The sequence below is a fragment of the Thiohalobacter sp. genome, from assembly GCF_027000115.1.
In the GTDB taxonomy this organism is placed as follows: Bacteria; Pseudomonadota; Gammaproteobacteria; order Thiohalobacterales; family Thiohalobacteraceae; genus JALTON01.
The window spans coordinates 1-17956 of the sequence record NZ_JALTON010000050.1 but is presented as its reverse complement, the minus strand read 5'-3'; the positions used below and the strand labels follow the sequence as shown (position 1 = coordinate 17956).

General features: G+C 67.8%; 19 protein-coding genes and 1 tRNA gene. 15 read left to right on the top strand and 5 right to left on the bottom strand.

Translation table 11 applies throughout. From position 1 onward, the window contains the following. Positions 1–11 precede the first annotated feature (11 nt). From MVF76_RS09610 to MVF76_RS09595, 4 genes are all read left to right on the top strand, one after another. A complete protein-coding gene (locus tag MVF76_RS09610) occupies positions 12–1382 on the top strand; it encodes an alanine/glycine:cation symporter family protein (protein ID WP_297528594.1) in 1371 nt (456 codons plus the stop codon). Between the two features lie 159 nt (positions 1383–1541). After that, on the top strand, positions 1542–2378 hold the full coding sequence (nadC, locus tag MVF76_RS09605) for a carboxylating nicotinate-nucleotide diphosphorylase (RefSeq protein ID WP_297528593.1): 837 nt from the start codon (positions 1542–1544) through the stop codon (positions 2376–2378). A gap of 139 nt (positions 2379–2517) precedes the next feature. Then, entirely contained in the window at positions 2518–3399 is an 882-nt protein-coding gene (locus MVF76_RS09600; protein WP_297528592.1) for an HDOD domain-containing protein, read from the top strand. Positions 3400–3403: 4 nt separating this feature from the next. Beyond that, complete coding sequence (locus MVF76_RS09595; RefSeq protein WP_297528591.1) at positions 3404–4570, top strand: sensor domain-containing diguanylate cyclase; 1167 nt, start codon at positions 3404–3406, stop codon at positions 4568–4570. 42 nt (positions 4571–4612) lie between these two features. On the opposite strand, the gene MVF76_RS09590 is transcribed toward MVF76_RS09595, so the two are convergent. The 4 genes from MVF76_RS09590 to MVF76_RS09575 form a co-directional block, all read right to left on the bottom strand. Next, a tRNA-Thr gene (locus tag MVF76_RS09590) sits at positions 4613–4688 on the bottom strand. Between the two features lie 306 nt (positions 4689–4994). Continuing rightward, the gene (locus tag MVF76_RS09585; protein WP_297528590.1) at positions 4995–5402 is read right to left on the bottom strand and encodes a Fur family transcriptional regulator; all 408 of its coding nucleotides are present in this window, start codon (positions 5400–5402) and stop codon (positions 4995–4997) included. Between the two features lie 58 nt (positions 5403–5460). Next, positions 5461–6582 carry a glycine oxidase ThiO gene (gene thiO, locus MVF76_RS09580; RefSeq protein ID WP_297528589.1) on the bottom strand — a complete coding sequence of 374 codons (1122 nt, stop codon included), beginning with the start codon at positions 6580–6582 and terminating at the stop codon, positions 5461–5463. 120 nt (positions 6583–6702) lie between these two features. Beyond that, positions 6703–7107, bottom strand: a complete 405-nt coding sequence (locus MVF76_RS09575; RefSeq protein WP_297528588.1) for a type IV pilin protein — start codon at positions 7105–7107, stop codon at positions 6703–6705. A 153-nt stretch (positions 7108–7260) separates the two neighbouring features. Here MVF76_RS09575 and MVF76_RS09570 point away from each other — a divergent pair, with 153 nt between their 5' ends. The 11 genes from MVF76_RS09570 (at position 7261) to MVF76_RS09520 (ending at position 17233) form a co-directional block, all read left to right on the top strand. Beyond that, positions 7261–7815 carry a pilus assembly FimT family protein gene (locus MVF76_RS09570; protein WP_297528587.1) on the top strand — a complete coding sequence of 185 codons (555 nt, stop codon included), beginning with the start codon at positions 7261–7263 and terminating at the stop codon, positions 7813–7815. Next, positions 7809–8516 (top strand): prepilin-type N-terminal cleavage/methylation domain-containing protein, encoded by a 708-nt coding sequence (locus MVF76_RS09565; RefSeq protein ID WP_297528586.1) that lies wholly within the window; start codon positions 7809–7811, stop codon positions 8514–8516. The genes MVF76_RS09570 and MVF76_RS09565 overlap by 7 nt, the downstream gene beginning before the upstream one ends. Then, positions 8506–9579 carry a hypothetical protein gene (locus MVF76_RS09560; protein WP_297528585.1) on the top strand — a complete coding sequence of 358 codons (1074 nt, stop codon included), beginning with the start codon at positions 8506–8508 and terminating at the stop codon, positions 9577–9579. The genes MVF76_RS09565 and MVF76_RS09560 overlap by 11 nt, the downstream gene beginning before the upstream one ends. Continuing rightward, positions 9579–9989: a prepilin-type N-terminal cleavage/methylation domain-containing protein gene (locus MVF76_RS09555; RefSeq protein ID WP_297528584.1), complete on the top strand. Its 411-nt coding sequence runs from the start codon at positions 9579–9581 to the stop codon at positions 9987–9989. The genes MVF76_RS09560 and MVF76_RS09555 overlap by 1 nt, the downstream gene beginning before the upstream one ends. Positions 9990–10126: 137 nt before the next feature. Continuing rightward, on the top strand, positions 10127–10648 hold the full coding sequence (locus MVF76_RS09550; protein ID WP_297528583.1) for a GspH/FimT family pseudopilin: 522 nt from the start codon (positions 10127–10129) through the stop codon (positions 10646–10648). A gap of 7 nt (positions 10649–10655) precedes the next feature. Further along, positions 10656–11198: a type IV pilus modification protein PilV gene (gene pilV / locus MVF76_RS09545; RefSeq protein ID WP_297528582.1), complete on the top strand. Its 543-nt coding sequence runs from the start codon at positions 10656–10658 to the stop codon at positions 11196–11198. 14 nt (positions 11199–11212) lie between these two features. Beyond that, a complete protein-coding gene (locus tag MVF76_RS09540) occupies positions 11213–12178 on the top strand; it encodes a PilW family protein (protein ID WP_297528581.1) in 966 nt (321 codons plus the stop codon). 13 nt (positions 12179–12191) lie between these two features. Beyond that, the gene (locus tag MVF76_RS09535) at positions 12192–12749 is read left to right on the top strand and encodes a pilus assembly PilX family protein (RefSeq protein ID WP_297528580.1); all 558 of its coding nucleotides are present in this window, start codon (positions 12192–12194) and stop codon (positions 12747–12749) included. Between the two features lie 36 nt (positions 12750–12785). Then, positions 12786–16394, top strand: a complete 3609-nt coding sequence (locus MVF76_RS09530) for a pilus assembly protein (RefSeq protein WP_297528579.1) — start codon at positions 12786–12788, stop codon at positions 16392–16394. Positions 16395–16433: 39 nt separating this feature from the next. Then, positions 16434–16748: a hypothetical protein gene (locus tag MVF76_RS09525; RefSeq protein ID WP_297528578.1), complete on the top strand. Its 315-nt coding sequence runs from the start codon at positions 16434–16436 to the stop codon at positions 16746–16748. Between the two features lie 32 nt (positions 16749–16780). Further along, a complete protein-coding gene (locus MVF76_RS09520; protein WP_297528577.1) occupies positions 16781–17233 on the top strand; it encodes a type IV pilin protein in 453 nt (150 codons plus the stop codon). Positions 17234–17245: 12 nt separating this feature from the next. Here MVF76_RS09520 and ispH read toward each other — a convergent pair. After that, positions 17246–17956 (bottom strand): 4-hydroxy-3-methylbut-2-enyl diphosphate reductase (ispH, locus tag MVF76_RS09515; protein ID WP_297528576.1); only part of this gene is annotated, 711 nt, incomplete at its 5' end.

Below are 17956 nucleotides of genomic sequence, written 5' to 3'. Positions count from 1 at the left end.
CTTAACCCGCCATGAACGACTGGCTGCAGACCCTCACCGACTGGACCGGCACCCTCTCCGGTCTGCTGTGGGGGCACCCCATCACCCTGATCGTCCTGCTGGGGACCGGCCTCTACCTGACCCTGCGCCTGGGCTTCGTGCAGATCCGCGGCTTTCGCCACTCGGCCGCGCTCATCAGCGGCCGCTACTCCGACCCCACCCACCAGGGCGAGGTCTCCCATTTCCAGGCGCTGGCCACCGCGCTCTCGGCCACCGTCGGCACCGGCAACATCGCGGGCGTGGCCACAGCCATCTCCCTGGGCGGACCCGGCGCCCTGTTCTGGATGTGGGTCACGGCCTTCGTGGGCATGGCCACCAAGTTCACCGAATGCACCCTGGCGCTGAAGTTCCGCGAGGTGACGCCCGACGGCGAGGTCGCCGGCGGCCCCATGTACACCCTGCTCAACGGCCTGAACATGCGCAAGCTGGCCATGGCCTTCGCCCTGTTCGCCATGATCGCCTCCTTCGGCATCGGCAACATGGTCCAGGCCAATTCGGTGGTGGACGGGCTGCGCTATCTGCACCCGGGCTTCGCCGATCAGGCCTGGCTGGTGGGGCTGGTCATGGCCATCCTGGTCGGGCTGGTGATCATCGGCGGCGTGCGCCGCATCGCCCGCGTGGCCAGCACCCTGGTGCCCTTCATGGCCACCCTCTACATCGCCGCCGCCCTGCTGGTGCTGTTCAACCACCTCGGCGAGATCCCTGCCGCGTTGAAGACCATCTTCAACCACGCGCTCAATCCCTGGGCGGTGGGTGGCGCCGCGGTCGGCGAGGCCATCCGCTGGGGCGTGGCGCGCGGGCTGTTCTCCAACGAGGCCGGGCTCGGCTCCTCGCCCATGGCACATGCCGCGGCGCGCACCAACGAACCGGTGCGCGAGGGCCTGGTGGCCATGATGGAACCTTTCATCGATACCCTGGTGATCTGCACCCTCACCGGCCTGGTCATCGTGGTCACCGGCGCCTGGGTGGACCGCAGCGACGACCTGGTCGGCGCCGCGCTCACCGCGCATGCCTTCCAGGAAACCCTCGGTCCGGCCGGCGGCATGGTGGTCGGCGTCGGTCTGTCGCTGTTCGCCTTTTCCACCATCATCGCCTGGTCCTACTATGGCGATCGTTCCGCACGCTTCCTGTTCGGCGACGGCGCGGTCATGCCCTATCGCGTGCTGTATGCGCTGCTGGTGGTGTTCGGCGCGGCCGTGCCCCTGCAGCTGGTGTGGAACATCGCGGATGTGACCAACATCCTCATGGCCCTGCCCAATATCATTGCCGTGATCCTGCTCGCCGGACTGGCCAGGCGGCTGAAGGATGACTACTTCAGCCGGCCGCAGAAACCGACCCGCTGAGTCCGGGGCCCGCCCCGCAGCCGAGTGCCTTCCCGTATAATGGGCCCGTTGCCACAACGGGCCCGCATATGGACACAGCAACCGCTCCCCTGGAACCGATCATCGAGAGTCTTGCCCCGGCGATCGGTATCGGACCGATCCGGACCACGGGGTAGCACGATGCTGCTCGAGGCCCTGGACCAGCAGATCCACGCCCTGGTCCGCCGCTGCCTGGACGAAGACCTCGGCGGCGGCGACCTGACCGCGGCACTGGTGCCCGAGGACGCGCTGGCCCGCGCCCGCGTCATCGCCCGCGAGCCGGCCGTGCTCTGCGGCCTGGCCTGGTTCAACGCCGTCTTCGCCGAACTCGACCCGCGCATCCGCATCGACTGGCACCAGCAGGAAGGCGACCGGGTCGCGGCCGATACCCTGCTGTGCACACTCTCCGGTCCCGCGCGACCGCTGCTCAGCGGCGAGCGCAGCGCGCTCAATCTGCTGCAGACACTGTCCGGCACCGCCACCCTCGCAAGACGTTATGCAGATGCGGTCGCCGGCCTGCCGGTGCGCCTGCTCGACACCCGCAAGACCCTGCCCGGCCTGCGCCATGCCCAGAAGCATGCAGTGCGCATGGGCGGCTGTCACAACCACCGCATGGGGCTGTACGACGGTATCCTGATCAAGGAGAATCACATTGCCGCCTGCGGTTCCATCGCCGCGGCCGTGGCCGCGGCCCGGCAACTCGGCACCGACCTGCCGGTCGAGGTCGAGGTCGAGAACCTGGCAGAACTCGACGCCGCGCTCGAGGCCGGCGCCGACATCCTGCTGCTGGACAATTTCGACCTGGAGACCCTGCGCGAGGCCGTGGCCCGCAATCGCGGCCACGCCCGGCTCGAGGCCTCCGGCGGCGTGACGCTGGAGACGGTACGCGCCATTGCCGAAACCGGCGTCGACTTCATCTCCGTCGGCAGCCTGACCAAGGACGTCAAGGCCATCGACCTGTCCATGCGCTTCGACTGAAGCATCACGGCAGGCCGCATGGACGTCTGGATCCCGGATGATGCAGACTCAAGTTGCACGGGCAAGCGACCGATGCAGGGAGCAACAGGGCATCTCGCCTCCCGGACACTGCCCCAGTCAGAGGTCTGACATAACAACAATGACACACCGGGACACCTCACCCCTTGCCCGCCTGCAGGAAATCCTCCACCTGCCGCCGCTGCCCGGCGTGGCCTGCCGCCTGCTCAAGGAACTGGCTGACGACGAGGCCGACATCGACCGGCTGGCCGCGCTCATCGAACAGGACCCGGGGCTGGCCGCACGCATCGTCGGCATCGCCAACTCGGCCTACTTCGCCCGCAGCCGCGAGGTCACCAGCGTACGCCAGGCCATCGTGCGCGTGCTGGGCCTGAACATGGTGCGCGGCCTGGCCATCGGCATTGCCCTCAGCCGCCCCTTCGACGCCAGCGCCTGCCCCGACTTCGACGTCGAGGGCTACTGGTACCAGGCTTTCCAGACCGCCACCCTGGCGGCAGCGCTCGCGCCGCACAGCCCGCTGGACGAGGCCGAGCGGGACTGCCTGTTCCTGGCCGGGCTGCTGCACAACCTGGGGCGGCTGGTGCTGGTGCATGCCTTCCCCGGACGCATGGGCGACATCCTGCGCCAGTGGCAGCGTGAACCCGACCGACCGCTGGCCGAGCTCGAGTCCGAGGCGCTGGCCGTCAACGAGACCGAGGCCGGCCGCGTGATCGCCACCCTGTGGAACCTGCCGGGCTGCGTGGGCAGCGTGATCGAGTTCTGCGGCCAGCCCCGGCTGGCGCCCACACACGCCGCGCTGGTGCAGTTGGTGGCCCTGTGCCGCGACCTGTGCGCAGCGCTCCATGCCGACCCCGAACACGAGCCCGCCGGCCTGCCCGACTCGGGCCCGGTCGCGGGGGGGGTGCCTGTCGACCGGTTGCGCGAGGCATTCGAGGCGCGGCGGGCGGCCGATGCCGACATCCGCGCCCTCGCCGCCCTGCTCACCCGTAACGGAGACTGCTGACACCATGGACAGCGAACGCTTCAGTCGTGCCTATGCCGAGCTCAACCAGCGCTTCATCCGGCTGGTGGGTGACCTGTCGGCCCTGCGCGCACTGTCGGATTTCGACCTGCAGGGCGACAGCGAGGACGCCCTGCTCGAAGGCGCGCTGCGGGTACTGATGGACACGGGGGAATTCGAGCGCTGCTCGGTGTTCCTGATCGAGGATGACGAACTGGTCTGCCGCCAGGGCACCGACCTGGGCGCCCTGCTCGACGGCCGGCACGAACCGCCTGGCCAAGCCCACCGCTTCCGCATCGGCCAGGGCATCATGGGCATGGCCGCCGAGACCGGCAACCTGCAGCACTGCCGCGACACCCGCCGCGAGGTCCGCTTCCTGCATCCGGAACAGCGCGCCGAGATCGGCTCGCTGGTCTCGGTACCGATGCGCGACGGGGAACGGCTGCTGGGGGTGATCAATGTCTCGCACAACCTGGCGGACCGCTTCGCCGACCACCACGAACACCTGCTGCAGGTCTTCGCCAATTTCCTCGCCCGCCTGCTCACCGCCTGGCGCCACCGCCACCGCATGGAGCAGGAGCTGGCCCGACGCACCCGCGAGCTGCAGCAGGCCCTGGACGAGGCCCACGATCTGCAGCGGCGCTACCGCGAGCTGTCGATCATCGACGAGCTCACGGGCATCCACAACCGCCGCTTCTTTTTCCCCGAGGCCCAGGCCGCGCTCGCCAACGCCGTACGCCACGGCCTGGATTTCACCGTACTGATGCTGGACCTGGACCGCTTCAAGCAGATCAACGACCGCCACGGCCATACCATGGGCGACAAGGTGCTGCAGGTCACCGCCGCCCTCATCAAGGGCCAGACCCGCGAAGGCGACATCATCGCCCGTTTCGGCGGCGAGGAATTCGTGCTCGCCCTCCCGGGGACCGATCGCGATGGCGCGAGGCGGCTGGCCGAGCGTGTGCTGCGTTCGCTGCGCGCCATCGCCTTCAGCAGCGAGCCCGATCCCCTTCGGGTCACCGCCTCCGCCGGCATCGCCAGTCTGAGTGACGAAACCGGAGTACAGCGCACCGACCTGCTGGAAAGCCTGCTGCGCCGCGCCGACCAGGCACTCTACTTCAGCAAGGCCAGCGGCCGCGACCGCGCCAGCAGCTTCGCCGACCTGCCCGCGTAGGCCCGAATGCAAAACGACCCGCGGACGCGGGCCGTTTTCGGCTGGTGCCGGAAAGAGGATTCGAACCTCCGACCTACTGATTACGAATCAGTTGCTCTACCAACTGAGCTATTCCGGCAAAGAGCGCGAAGTATAGAAGATAGGCTCGGAGCCGGGCAACAGAGGGGTAGCCCGCATATTGCACCAGGGCGGACGCGGGCGGCAGGCAACTTGTTGTCCTGGCGAGCAATGAACCGGGTTTTTTGCACTTGGCCCGGAGTACGATGTGTGCCCGCCCGCTTCCTGCTGCGGCCCTGGCGGATTTTCGCTCGGCCTCGGGGGCGCTTCACTCAAGCCGTAGCGACGGCTACGGCTTGAGCACCAGCCCGCCCCGAGCCCGGCTGCAAATCCGCCATCATCCACAGCCCCTGGTGCAATATGCGGGTCAGGCGTTGCGCACCCGGATGATGATGTCGACGCCTTCGGCCACCGTGCCTTCGGGCGGCTGCGGCAGACCCTGCACGGCACAGGCATCGGCATCGATGTCCTCCAGGCGCCCGGTATCGACGTTGTAGAAATGGTGGTGTTCGCGGGTGTTGGGGTCGTAGAACACCCGGGTCGGGTCGACGATGACTTCGCGGATCAGGCCCTTGCGGGCGAACAACCCCAGGGTGTTGTAGACCGTGGCCTTGGAGGCGCGGGGTCCGTCGGCATTCACCAGCCGCAGCACGTCGTCGGCGGACAGGTGCTGGGGACGCGCGAACAGCACCCGCGCGATCTCGCGGCGCTGGCGGGTCGGCTGGATGTCATGCGCCATCAGGTGAGCGAGCAGCTCGTCCTCGCTGGGCGGCATGGAAATGTCCGGACGGTTTTCCATGAATCGGAGTATAGAACCGCCGGCACGGGATTGTCTATGCGCGATCGGCGATTTTACCCACGCTTTCCAGGGAATAGGGGGCGGGATCGGCGATCGGCGGCCGCCCCAGCAGCAGATCGGCCAGCAGCCGGGCAGAGGCCGCGCCCAGCACCACACCGTTGCGGAAATGACCGGCGTTGATGAACAGACCCTCGAGCCGGGGATGGCACCCGATGGCCGGAATGCCTTCGGGCGAGCCTGGCCGCAGCCCGGCCCATTGGTGCTCGATGGGCAGTTCGCGCAGCGCCGGAACCAGCCGGAAGGCCGCCTCGGCCAGCTCGGCACGCGCCACCTCGGTGGTGGACTTGTCGAAACCGGCGTACTCAAGGGTGCTGCCCATCAGCACCCGGCCGTCGCGGCGGGGAATGAGGTAGCGCCCCTGGTCCAGCACGATATGGCGCACCCGGCCGGGCTCGCCGCGGAACAGGATCATCTGCCCGCGCACCGGCTGCACCGGCAGCGCCAGCCCGGTCGCGGCCAGCAGGTCACCGCTCCAGGCACCGCTGGCCACCAGCACACAACCCGCCGGCCTTGGCCCCGCGACCGTCTGCACGCCGGTCACGCGATCGCCGTCGACCAGGAAGCCGGTCACCTCGCACCGGGGTTCCAGCACCACGCCCGCTCGCACCACCGCCTCGCGCAGCGCGCGGGCCAGCCGCGGGTTGCGCAGCTGGCCGATGGTGGGCATCGACAGCCCCGAGGCAAAGTCGGGCGCCAGCCCCGGCTCCAGTGCATGCAGCTCCGGATCCGTCACCGGGGCCAGCGGGGTCTCGAACCGGCGCGACCAGTCCAGCGCGGCCTCGGTCTCGTCGGTGTCCAGCACCAGCAGGCCGCTGGGCTCGTATTCCGGGTCGACCCCGCTCTCCTCGCGCAGGGCCTGGGCCAGCTGCGGATACACCTGCTGGCTCCAGCGCGCGAGACGGTTTACCGCATCGGGATAGCGCCAGGGATAAAGGGGTGACAGGATGCCGCCGCCGGCCCAGGAAGACTCGGCGCCGGCCTCGCCGCGCTCCAGCAGGGTCACCGACAGCCCGGCACGGCGCAGCTCGCGCGCGCACAGCATGCCGATGATGCCGGCGCCGACGATGAGGCAGTCGGGGGAAGCGCTGATCGTCATGGATATCCCGTTTACGGATGGTGAACCGGGGTACTGCCAAGGCCTGGATGAGGTTTAAAGCTGGGGTTCAAGGCAAAAAGGGGGCGTGGCAGATGCAGTCTTCTCCTCACTCCTCACTCCTCACCGCTGCCAGCAATCCGCTCCCGCAAAGGGCGCCACCATCACCGGCCCGTCCTGATCGATGGCGAAGGTCCCGCAGGCATCACCCTGCTGGGCACCGCCGGGCGTGGGCACGGCCAGGATGCGGAAGCTTGCCGCCGTGCGCACCACCAGCCGCAGGACATAGTGGCCGTCGGGCGTCACCGGCTGCGACCAGCCGAGCTCGGCCAGCGTGGCGTAATCGGCGTCGGAACCGCGCCAGGCCTCCTGCTGCAGACGAAGCTGCTGCAGGGCACCGGTGGCATCCATGCGCCGTGCCTTGGCCAGATACCCGGTCCAGGCCGGCAGTGCCAGCGTCGCCAGCACCGCAATGATGACCAGCACCACCACCAGCTCCACCAGCGTAAAGCCGCGCCTTCCTTGCATTCCGAGCCCTCCCTGACCCGGCCGGCATTCCCGTCCACACGATCGAATGTCGGCATTTTCTGACGCCGTCCTGCGGCGCAGGACGGCAGTATACGCCGTCGGGCCCGTTACCATCACCTGCTGGGACAACAAAATCGAATTCAGGGCGGGATCATGGACGATCGACACCCGAAGGGATTCACGCTGGTGGAACTGCTGGTGGCGCTGGCGGTGCTGGCCATTCTGGTCACCCAGGCCCTGCCGGCCATGGGCCGGGTCCTGGACCGCCAGCGCCTCAGGGCCGCGGCGGAGACGCTGGCGGCGGACCTGCGCGGCGCCCGGGCACTGGCCCGCACCGACCCGCTGGCGCCGGCGCTGACCCTGAGCTTCCGCACCGGCGCCGGCTGGTGCTACGGGCTGGCGCGGCGGCCCTGCGACTGCCGGCTGGCGAGCCCACACCAGGCCGCCGCCTGCACGCTGGCCCGTGGCGGCCAGCTGCACCTGCGCCGGCGCGAGGCCGCCGCCTTTCCCGGAATCACCCTGCAGCGCGTCACATTCCCCGGTGGCCGAGCCCGCTTCGACCCGGTCCGCGGCCTGGCCAGCCCGGGCACCCTGGCGCTGGACAACCGCCGGGGGGAACGGCTCGAACTGCGTCTCGGCCTGCTTGGACGGCTGCGTATCTGCCGCCCCGCCGGTCATTCGGCGCCGCCCGGTTATCCATCATGCTGAGGACAGCGGGCTTCACCCTAACCGAACTCATGATCGGACTGACCCTGGGCCTGCTGGTCATTGGCGGCGGGTACCGTTTCTACCAGCTCAACCTGAACGCCAGCCAAGTGGCGCTGGCCGCGGCCCGGCTCGACGGCGAGGCGCGGGCGGCACTGACGCTCATGGCCGGCGACCTGCGCCGCGCCGGTTTCCGCGCCTTCGATCCCACCGTACAGCCGGCCGCGGCCAGCCCCTTCGGCCCGGTGGGCGACCTGCGTCTCGGCCAGGCGCCGGGCGAGGCCGCCGATTCCTGCGTCCTGTTCAGCTATGACCGCAACGCTGACGGCCTGCTCGGCGTGGGCCGCAGCGGCCAGGGCGGGCCCGGGCGCAACCGGGTGAACGTGGAGCAGTTCGGCTTCCGGCTGCAGGGTGGCGCCCTCGAGGTCCGGCTGGCGGGGGCGACCCACGACTGCGCCAGCGGCCAGTGGCAGGACCTCACCAGCACCGCCACCCGGGTCACCGCCCTGCGCTTCCGCGTCGCCGACCAGTGCCTGGACCCCGCCCGTCCCGGCCAGCCCTGCCGCAGCGGCCAGCCTGCCCTCCTGCGCAAGCAGCTCACCATCGACCTGACCGCCGCCAGCCGGGTGCCCGGCGGGCCGACGGTCCGGCTGAGCCGTCGCGTCCGTCCCCGCAACGACGGGTTCCTGGCCCATGCGCCCTGACAGCCGGCAGCGCGGCAGCGGCACCCTGCTGGTCGCCCTCATGCTCCTTTTCAGCATCACCGCACTGCTGTTCGATGTCGCCCAGGGCACCGGCGAGAGCCAGCGCGCGAGCCGTCTGCTGGCCCAGCAACAGGCGGCGCGGGCCGCGGCCGAGGCCGGACTGGCCTGGGGCCGGCGCTGGCTGATCGAACGGCCGGTCGCCTGGCTGCCGGCGGGCGGCGGGCTGGAGATCGGCGCCCCGGGGCGTGCGGCGCCGGCCCTGCCCGCGCCCGATGGCGACCGCTTCGGCATCAATGTCGCCTTCGCCCGCCACGCCGCCGACCCCCGCTTCGTGCGGGTCGTGGCCGACGCCCAGCTCCGCGGCATCCCGGAGATCCATGGTCGGGTCAGCGCCTGGCTGCGCCCGGCCAGCGTACTGACACGTGCCGGCGAACAGGCCCCGCCGCTGGTGGTGGACGGCTGCCTCAGCCGCCCGCACAGCGGCGCAGACGTCCGGCCGCAGGGCCTGTTCAGCCTGCAACCGGGCACCGCGCTCGCCAGCTCCGGGCCCGCGGGCTGCCATGCCCCCGGGGCCGCCAACCTGCGCGGCGGCGCCATCCAGGGCGGCGCCTTCACGGGCGGCGGGCTGTGGGCCCACCTGTTCGCGGTATCGCGCGCCGAGCTGCAGCAACTCGCCGCCGACGAAGTCGCCCGCGGCCTGCCGCCGGCTGCCCGCCGCTACTGGTGGGCGACCGCCGCCGATCTCGCCGCGGGCCAGTGGCGGCGCAGCCTGGGCCGCCCGACCGCGCCGGTGGTGCTGGTGTTCCCCGCCGCGCTGGGCTGCCCGCAGCTGGGCGGCGGGGCGCAGGTCCATGGGGTGGTGGTGATCGAGGCCCCCTGTCCCGGCGGACCACCCTGGGGACACTTCACCCTGTTCGGTACCCTGGCGGTAGGCGGCAACCTGAACCGTCTCTCGCCCGGCGTGCGCCTGGCCCACATCGAGCAGGCCGCCGGCCAGCCGCCGCGGCTCGCCCTGCCCATCATCGAGGCGCCACAAGTGCCTGGCAGCTGGCGGGATTTCTGATGCGATACGGCGCGACCGGCTACAGCCTGATCGAGGCCCTGGTGGCGCTGGCCATCCTCGGCCTGGGGCTGGCCGGGGCCGCCGGCCTGCAGGCCCAGCTGCTGCGCCATGCCGCCGAGGCCCGGACCCTCACCGAGGCCCGCGGCCTCGCCGACGGTCTGGTCGCCGCACTCACCGGCTTCCCCGACCGCCGGACCTGGAACCGGCTGCCCGCCGCCGGTGCCCGGACCCACGCCGGCCTGCACGCCCGCTACCGGCTCGCCTGGCAATGGCAGCCGGAACCCGGGCTGGCGCTGCGACGCCTCACCGTACGCGTCGACTGGCAGTCACCCGGCGGCCCTGGCCACTACCGCCTGACCACCCTCGTCGCCCCTGCCGAACCTGCCCGCGCGGCCTTGCGGTTGGACTGAAGAGACTTCAGCAAGCATCGGATCGGCCGCTGTTTTGCCAACCGGATCACGCGCTGCGCGCCATTCGTCGGCGCGAGTCGGCATTTTGTCGGCCCGGCCTTGGGATTCCGCCCGTGCATCCGCTAAAAGAGACAGCCATGAACACGAGAAACGCACAAGGGTTCACCCTGGTCGAGCTGATGATCACGCTCGCCGTCGCCGCCATCATTCTGGCGTGGGGCGTGCCCAGCTTCATCGACTTCATAAAAAACAACCGGCTGGTGGGGTATGCCAATGAATTCGTGGCGGCGACCCACCTGGCACGCGCCGAGGCCATCAAGCGCCGACGCTACGGCTACATCTGCCCGAGCAGCAGCTACGCGAATGCCATCCCCACCTGCGATGCCACCACCGACTGGAGCAACGGCTGGGTGGTCTGGGTGGACGATGACGCCGACGGCGCCATCGATGCCACCGAGGTCCTGCGGGTCATGGAACCCTTCCATGCCAGCGTAACCTTCGGTAGCGCCGCGGCGCAGCAGTACCGTTACGATCCGATGGGCGTGGTCAACACGGCCGACACCCTCGACCTGTGCGACGACCGTACGGGCGAAACCGGCCGACGGATCAGCATTTCCAATGCCGGCCGCGCCAATATCACCAACCTCACCTGCAGCTGACAAGACCATGCCGAACGACCTGCGCACACATTCTCCACAGCAATGCGGCTTCACCCTCATCGAGGTGATGATCGCCGTGCTGGTCCTGTCCATCGGGCTGCTGGGGCTGGCCGGGCTCCAGGTCACCGCCCTGCGCAACAACCAGACCGCCTTCCTGCGCAGCCAGGCCGCCATCCTGAGCAGCGACATCATCGAACGCATGCGCGCCAACCAGGCCGGGGTCGCGGCCGGCGCCTACGACAAGGCCGCAGGCGCGGCCAGGGCCGCCTGCAAGACCACCGCAGGTTGCAGTGCGGCCGACATGGCCGCCAACGATGTCTACGAATGGCGCCAACTGGTGCGCCAGTACCTGCCTACCCCCAACAGCACGACGCTGGGCGAGGCCATCGTCTGCATCGACAGCACGCCGGGCGACGGCACGGGCGTCGGCAACCACCAGTGTGATGGCGCCCTCACCAATGGCGTCGCCATTTATGCCGTCAAGATCTGGTGGGACAACGATCGCAGCGGAACCCTGTCGGGCTCTCTGGTCACCACCTTTCAGCCATGAGGACGCCATCCATCATGCACCGCGCACGTTGCAGACAAGCCGGCCTGACCCTGGTGGAGCTGATGGTGGCCATCACCATCAGCCTGATCCTCATCGCCGGCGTCAGCCAGATCTACCTCTCCACCAAGCAGTCCTTCCGCATGAACGACTCGGCCTCCCGCATGCAGGAAAACGGTCGCTTCGCCATCGAATTCCTGGCCCGTGACCTGCGCATGGCCGATTTCTGGGGCTGCGTCCAGCAGGTCACCCAGAACGACGTCATCGGCGGTGGCGGCATCAACATCGGCCTGGGCGGGCTCAGCGGCACCGACGGCACCGGCCTCAATGGGTCCGACACCATCCGTATCCAGGGCGCCTACGGCTCGGGCATCACCGTCACGCCGCCCTACATGCCCACACCTTCCTCGGCCCTGCACATCACCCCCGGAAATGGCCTGAACCAGGGTGACATCGCCATTGTCAGCGACTGCAAGGACGGCGACATCTTCCAGATCACCAACGCCAATCCCAACACCTCCGGCCAGGCCAACCACAACCCCGGCGGCTCGGTATCGCCGGGCAACCAGACAGGTGACCTCAGCAAGTCCTACGGCAGCGACGGCGAGGCACGCCTTTACCGGGTACGCAGCCTGCAGTACTACCTTCAGAACAATGCCAATGGCGAGCCGGCACTGATTCGCGACGATGGCACCACTCAACTGGAACTGGTGGACGGCGTCGAGGACATGCAGATCTGGTACGGCGAGGACACCACGGGTGACGGCACCGCGGACCGCTACCTCACTGCTGCCTCCGCCGGTGTTCTGGACTTCGAGCGCGTGGTCAGCGTGCGCGTGCACCTGCTGCTGCGCTCCTATGCCGACAACATCGTGGACAGTCCGCAGACCTATACCTACGACGGAAACAGCGTGACCGCCGGCGACCGCCGCCTGCGCCAGGCCTACACCACCACCGTCACCATCCGCAGCCGCGCACCCTGAGGACGACATGAGCATGACGACATTCGCTTCCGGCCAGACACGCCTCGACCATCAGCGGGGCGCCGCCCTGGTGATGAGCCTGCTGTTCCTGCTCATCATGACCCTGATCGGCGTGTCGGCCATGCAGGGCACCACCCTCGAAGAGAAGATGTCCGCTTCCATGGCCGATCGCAATCTGGCGCTGCAGCTTGCCGAATCCGGGCTGCGCGACGGCGAGAACCTCATCGAATCCGTGGCCAGCACCGCCGCCTTCGCCGGCAGCAACGGCCTGTTCGGAGAGTTCGACAATCCGCCGGACCCCTTTGCGGCTGCCACATGGACCAATGCCAACCTCTCCGCGAGCGGCACCCCCATCACGCTGCCCAGTGGCGCCACGGTCACGCCCCGCTACTTCATCAAGTTCGGCGGCAACGTGAAGGCCGAGGACAACTCCAAGAAGATCGGCGAATACGGCAAGTTCAAGCCCGGCGATATTTCCACGTTCCAGGTCACCGCGCGCGCCACTGGCGCGCAGGCGGGCGGCACCGTGACCGAGGTCATGGTACGCAGTTACTACGGACGCAAATTCTGAGGGCGCCAAGCGCCATCCCGATCAGGGAGACATGCCATGAACCGCAACCGACAGATCACTCATCGACTCCGCATCCTCGCCACCGCCATGACGCTCACAACCGGCAGCGTTCTTGCGGCCCCCGGCACCCTGCCCAAGAGCCCTCTGTTCCTGAGCGCGGCGGTAGAGCCGAACGTTTACTTCATCTTCGACGATTCCGGCAGCATGGAGTGGGAGAACCTGGTTGCGGGAGGCAGCCAGGGACTGCCCTTCCTGAGCGGTTGGTCAGGAAACTATTACATGTTCCCCACGGTCAACAACGGCCTGGACCAGATTTACATCAACTCTGGCAGCTCGTGCACAAGTGGATCGCGGCAGGGCTGCTTCCCCTACACCACACCCGCTGAAACCAGTGTTTCCGGCGCTTGGCGCACCCGAAACCACAACTACAATGCGCTTTACTACAACCCTGAAATTACGTACAGGCCCTGGCCCGGCAAGGACACCAGCAACAACAACCTGTACGCCGATGCCAGTCCGACCGCCGCGCCGGTCGACCCGAACGGCACGGCAACCATGGATCTTACCCAGAACTTCACCTTCCTGAACTACACGGCGAACCTTGGCTGGTACCAGGAAACCATCTTCCCGGCCCGCTACTACACCTGGACCGACACCAATGGCAACGGCGTCGTGGACACTACCGATGGCCGGACCCTGGTCGAGATCAGGCCTGGCTCCACCTACACTGGCAGCGCAAACCGCACCGACTGCGCTGCCGCCCCAACCTGCACATACGCCGAAGAAATCCAGAACTTCGCCAACTGGTTCACCTATTACCGCAAACGGCAGTATGTCGGCAAGAACGCAGTGGGCAGTGCTGTCAACAATACCGATGACAAACGCATGGGGCTGGATATCTTCAACGGCGGCAACCAGATCAACGCCGCCAGCATGAGCAACACCACCAACAAGTCGAATTTCCTGCAGACCCTGTATGGGCTAAACCTGCCATGTGACTGGAACACCTGCCCGGGTACGCCCGCACGCACTGCACTTCAACGCGTTGGCGATCTTTACGAAGGCAGCAGCTCTCCCATCCTCGGACCGACAGCGGGCGGCGCCTGCCAGCAGAATTTCTCCATCCTGGTGACAGACGGCCACTGGAACGGCGGTTCGCCCGGCGTGGGCAACACCGATGGCGATGGCAACACCGCCTACGATGGCGCCCCGTACGCCGACAGCTTCAGCAACACCCTGGCGGATGTCGCCATGCACTACTACGAACGCGACCTCAAGCCCTCCACACATGACAACCTCGTGCGCACCACTACCGAGGACCCGAATCCGGCACAGCACATGGTCACCTTCGGCATCGCCTTCGGCCTCAGCGGGACACTCGACCCGAATACCGACGATCCGACATCCGCAAGCTTCCCCGGCTGGCCGGATCCGACCGACAACCAGGATGACGAACGCATAGACGACCTCTGGCATGCCGCCTACAATGGCCGCGGCACCTTCCTGAGTGCCCAGACGCCGGATGATCTGGTCACGGGCCTCAACAACGCCCTTGGGGAGATCGCCGGCCGCAAGGGTTCGGCCGCCGCGGTGGCCTTCAACACCACCTCGCTCAATACAAACTCCGAGCTCTATCTCGCCCTGTTCAATTCAGGTGACTGGGACGGTGATCTGCTCGCCTTTCCGCTGAATGCCGTGACTGGCGCTGTCTCCTCCACCTCGTCCTGGTCAGCCGCCAACAAGCTGGACGCCATGACCAGCCGGACCATCCTGACCTATAACCCGTCTGTCGCCGACGGCGTTGCCTTTCAGTGGAACGACCTGGACAGCAGCCAGCAGAATGACCTGCGCACCAACAGCAGCGGCACCCTGGACAGTGTCGCTGCCGGCCTGGCGCGCCTGGGCTTCATCCGCGGGGACCGGGGCTGCGAGGCCTCCAACACCAGCGATCCCTGCAACTATGTGGATGCGGGCACCGGGACCAGCTTTACCAGCAAGTCGTTCCGTGACCGCGCCAGCCGGCTCGGCGACATCGTTCACTCCGCACCGGTCTACGTGGGGGCGCCGGAACTGAGTTACCCCGCCGCCGCGCCCTTCCCGACCACAAGCGGCCAGACCTATGCCGACTTCCGCAACAACTATGCGAACCGCTCGGGCACCGTGTATGTGGGCGCCAACGACGGCATGCTGCACGGCTTCCGCGCCAGCGACGGGCAGGAAATCCTCGCCTATATCCCCAGCATGGTGTACTCGACCGGGGCCGCCGAGGGCCTGCACTATCTGACCGAACCCGGGTACAACCACCTGTTCTACGTGGACCTGTCACCGACCGTCTCGGACGCCTACATCCAGACCACGCCGACCGGCGGCACCGGCTGGAAGACCATCCTTGTCGGCGGACTGCGCGGCGGCGGGCGTGGCCTGTTCGCGCTCGACGTCACCAACCCCGGCGGCTTCTCCGAGACCGGCAGCGCACCCGCTGATACCGTGATGTGGGAGTTCACCCACCCGGACCTCGGCTACACCTACAGCGAACCCAAGATCGCCCTCCAGAAGACCGGCAACAACAGCGGGGAATGGGTAGTCATCGTCGGCAACGGCTACAACTCCACTGGCGGCACCGGCTCGGTATGCGACGGCGAGGCCGCGCTGTTCGTGCTCAACATCGAGGACGGGCTGGACGGCATCTGGTCCAGCAGCGACTACGACGTGATCTGCACCGGCGTCGGCTCGCCCAGCGACCGCAATGGCCTGGCAACGCCCGCCATCGTCGACTCCGACAATGACGGCACCGTGGACCGGGTCTATGCCGGCGATCTCAAGGGCAACCTCTGGGTGTTCGACCTCTCGAACGGCAACCGCAAGGTCGCCTACAAGCAGGGCAATACCCCGAAACCCCTGTTCACCGCAGCCAGCGGCCAGCCCATCACGGTCGAACCGGAGGTGGTCGGCAACACGGACGTGACCACCTCGGCCAGCAACGCACCCAACTTGATCGTGCTCTTCGGTACCGGCCAGTACCTGGTCTCTGCCGACACCACCAGCACCACCACCCAGTCCTTCTACGGGGTCTGGGATCACGGAACCCACAGCCTGACCCGTGGCGACCTGGTGGCCCAGACCATCACCAACTCGACCACCAATGCCAATGCGCGCGAACTGACCGCCAACACGGTGGACTATCTCAAGACTTCGCCGGATGAGGGCTGGTACGTGGACCTGCCGGACAGCGGCGAGCGCTCAATCACCAATCCGCTGGCGCGCGGCAGCGTGGTCCTCTTCAACACCACCATCCCCGATGCAGATCCCTGTCTCGGCGGCGGCAGCGGCTGGTTCATGGCGCTGGATTTCCTGTCCGGCGGCCGCCCTGCCGATCCGGTGTTCGATCTCAACAACGACGGCGTGGTCGATGCCCTCGACAAGCTCAACGGTAATGCGCCGGGCGGCATGCGCCTGGACCCGAAGATCGGCATGCCCACCGAGACCGCTTGCATGGGCAATAATTGTTATACCTCGGGCACCAACGTGACGACCGGTGATGAGGTGGACAAAACCGTGATGAAGGACCTCGGCGGTATAGGCACCGGCCGCTTCTCCTGGGAAGAGCTGCGCTGCGCGACAACTGACGCGAACTGCACCAACTGACACGAGGATAGCGACATGCGTTTTCTACAAGGCACCGCCATGACCACACTGCTCCTGATCGCAGGATTGACATCGGCGGCAGAACGGCCGGCCCACTATCCGCCGTCATTCCCGGTGGCGGGCATCGCGACCGAGGTCGATACCCTGAGAGGCCGGCTGATCGTCAACGACCTGCTGCTCTACATCGACAGCCACACAGAGGTGTACTCACCGAGGGGCCGCACCTCTCTGGTGGACCTCAAGGAAGGGAACACACTGGGCATCCGTTATGCCACGGACGGAGACGGCAAACTCCGCGCCGAAGAAATATGGATACTCCCCAGTATACGCTCGGCACTGCCGCCACCGCCCTGACAGATCCTTACCCCGGACAGGTGAACAGAGACATGACAATGACCCACTCCTTACGAGCACGCGGCTTCACCCTCATCGAACTGATGATCGTGGTTGCCATTGTCGCGATCCTGGCATCGCTGGCCTACCCTTCCTACCGGCAGCATGTATTGCGGACCAATCGCGCCGATTGCGCGGCGGTCATGCTGGAGGCGGCCAGCGCCCTGGAACGCTACTACTCGGCCAACAACAGCTATGCAGGCGCGGCAGTGGGTGCCAACGGCATCCCCTCGACTTGCCCGAAGGATGCAGCTGCGACTGGCGGAACCCCCCACTACAACCTGTCCCTGGTTCTGAGCAACGGCAGCCTGGCCTACACACTCACGGCAACACCCACGAGCAGCCAGTCCGCCGACGCCTGCGGCAACCTCACACTGACCCAGACCGGGGTAAAGGGTCGTAGCGGCAGCGGCAAGAGCGTGGCCGACTGCTGGGCCGGACGCTGACCCGGCCAGCCCTCAGCTCATCCGCAACGCCCGTGGCAGCGCAAAGGTGACCGTTTCGCGCTGCCCGCCGCGTTCTTCTTCCAGCGTATAGCCGGCGGCCTCGAGCCGGGCGACCACGTCCCCGACCAGCACCTCGGGCGCCGAAGCCCCGGCGGTCACGCCCACGCACTCGCATCCCTCCAGCCACGCGGGATCGATCTCGCTGGCATCGTCGATGAGATGGGCGGGCACGCCGCGCTGCTCGGCGAGTTCGCGCAGACGATTGGAATTGGAACTGTTGCGGGAGCCGACCACCAGCACCAGATCACAGTCCCCGGCCAGCCGCCTGACCGCGTCCTGGCGGTTCTGGGTGGCGTAGCAGATGTCGTCCTTGCGCGGCCCGCGGATGGCGGGAAAACGTTCGCGGAGGGCATCGATGATGCGGGCGGTGTCGTCCACCGACAACGTGGTCTGGGTGACATAGGCCAGCCGCCCGGGATCGCGCACCTGCAGCCGCGCCACGTCCTCCACCGACTCGACCAGGTGCATCTCGCCGCCCCCGCTGCCGTCGTAACGCCCCAGCGTGCCCTCCACCTCGGGATGACCGGCATGCCCGATCAGGATGCAGTCGATGCCGGCCCGGGCATGGCGGGCGACCTCCATGTGCACCTTGGTGACCAGCGGACAGGTGGCGTCGAACACCTGCAGCCCGCGCGCCTCGGCCTCCTCGACCACGGCGCGCGG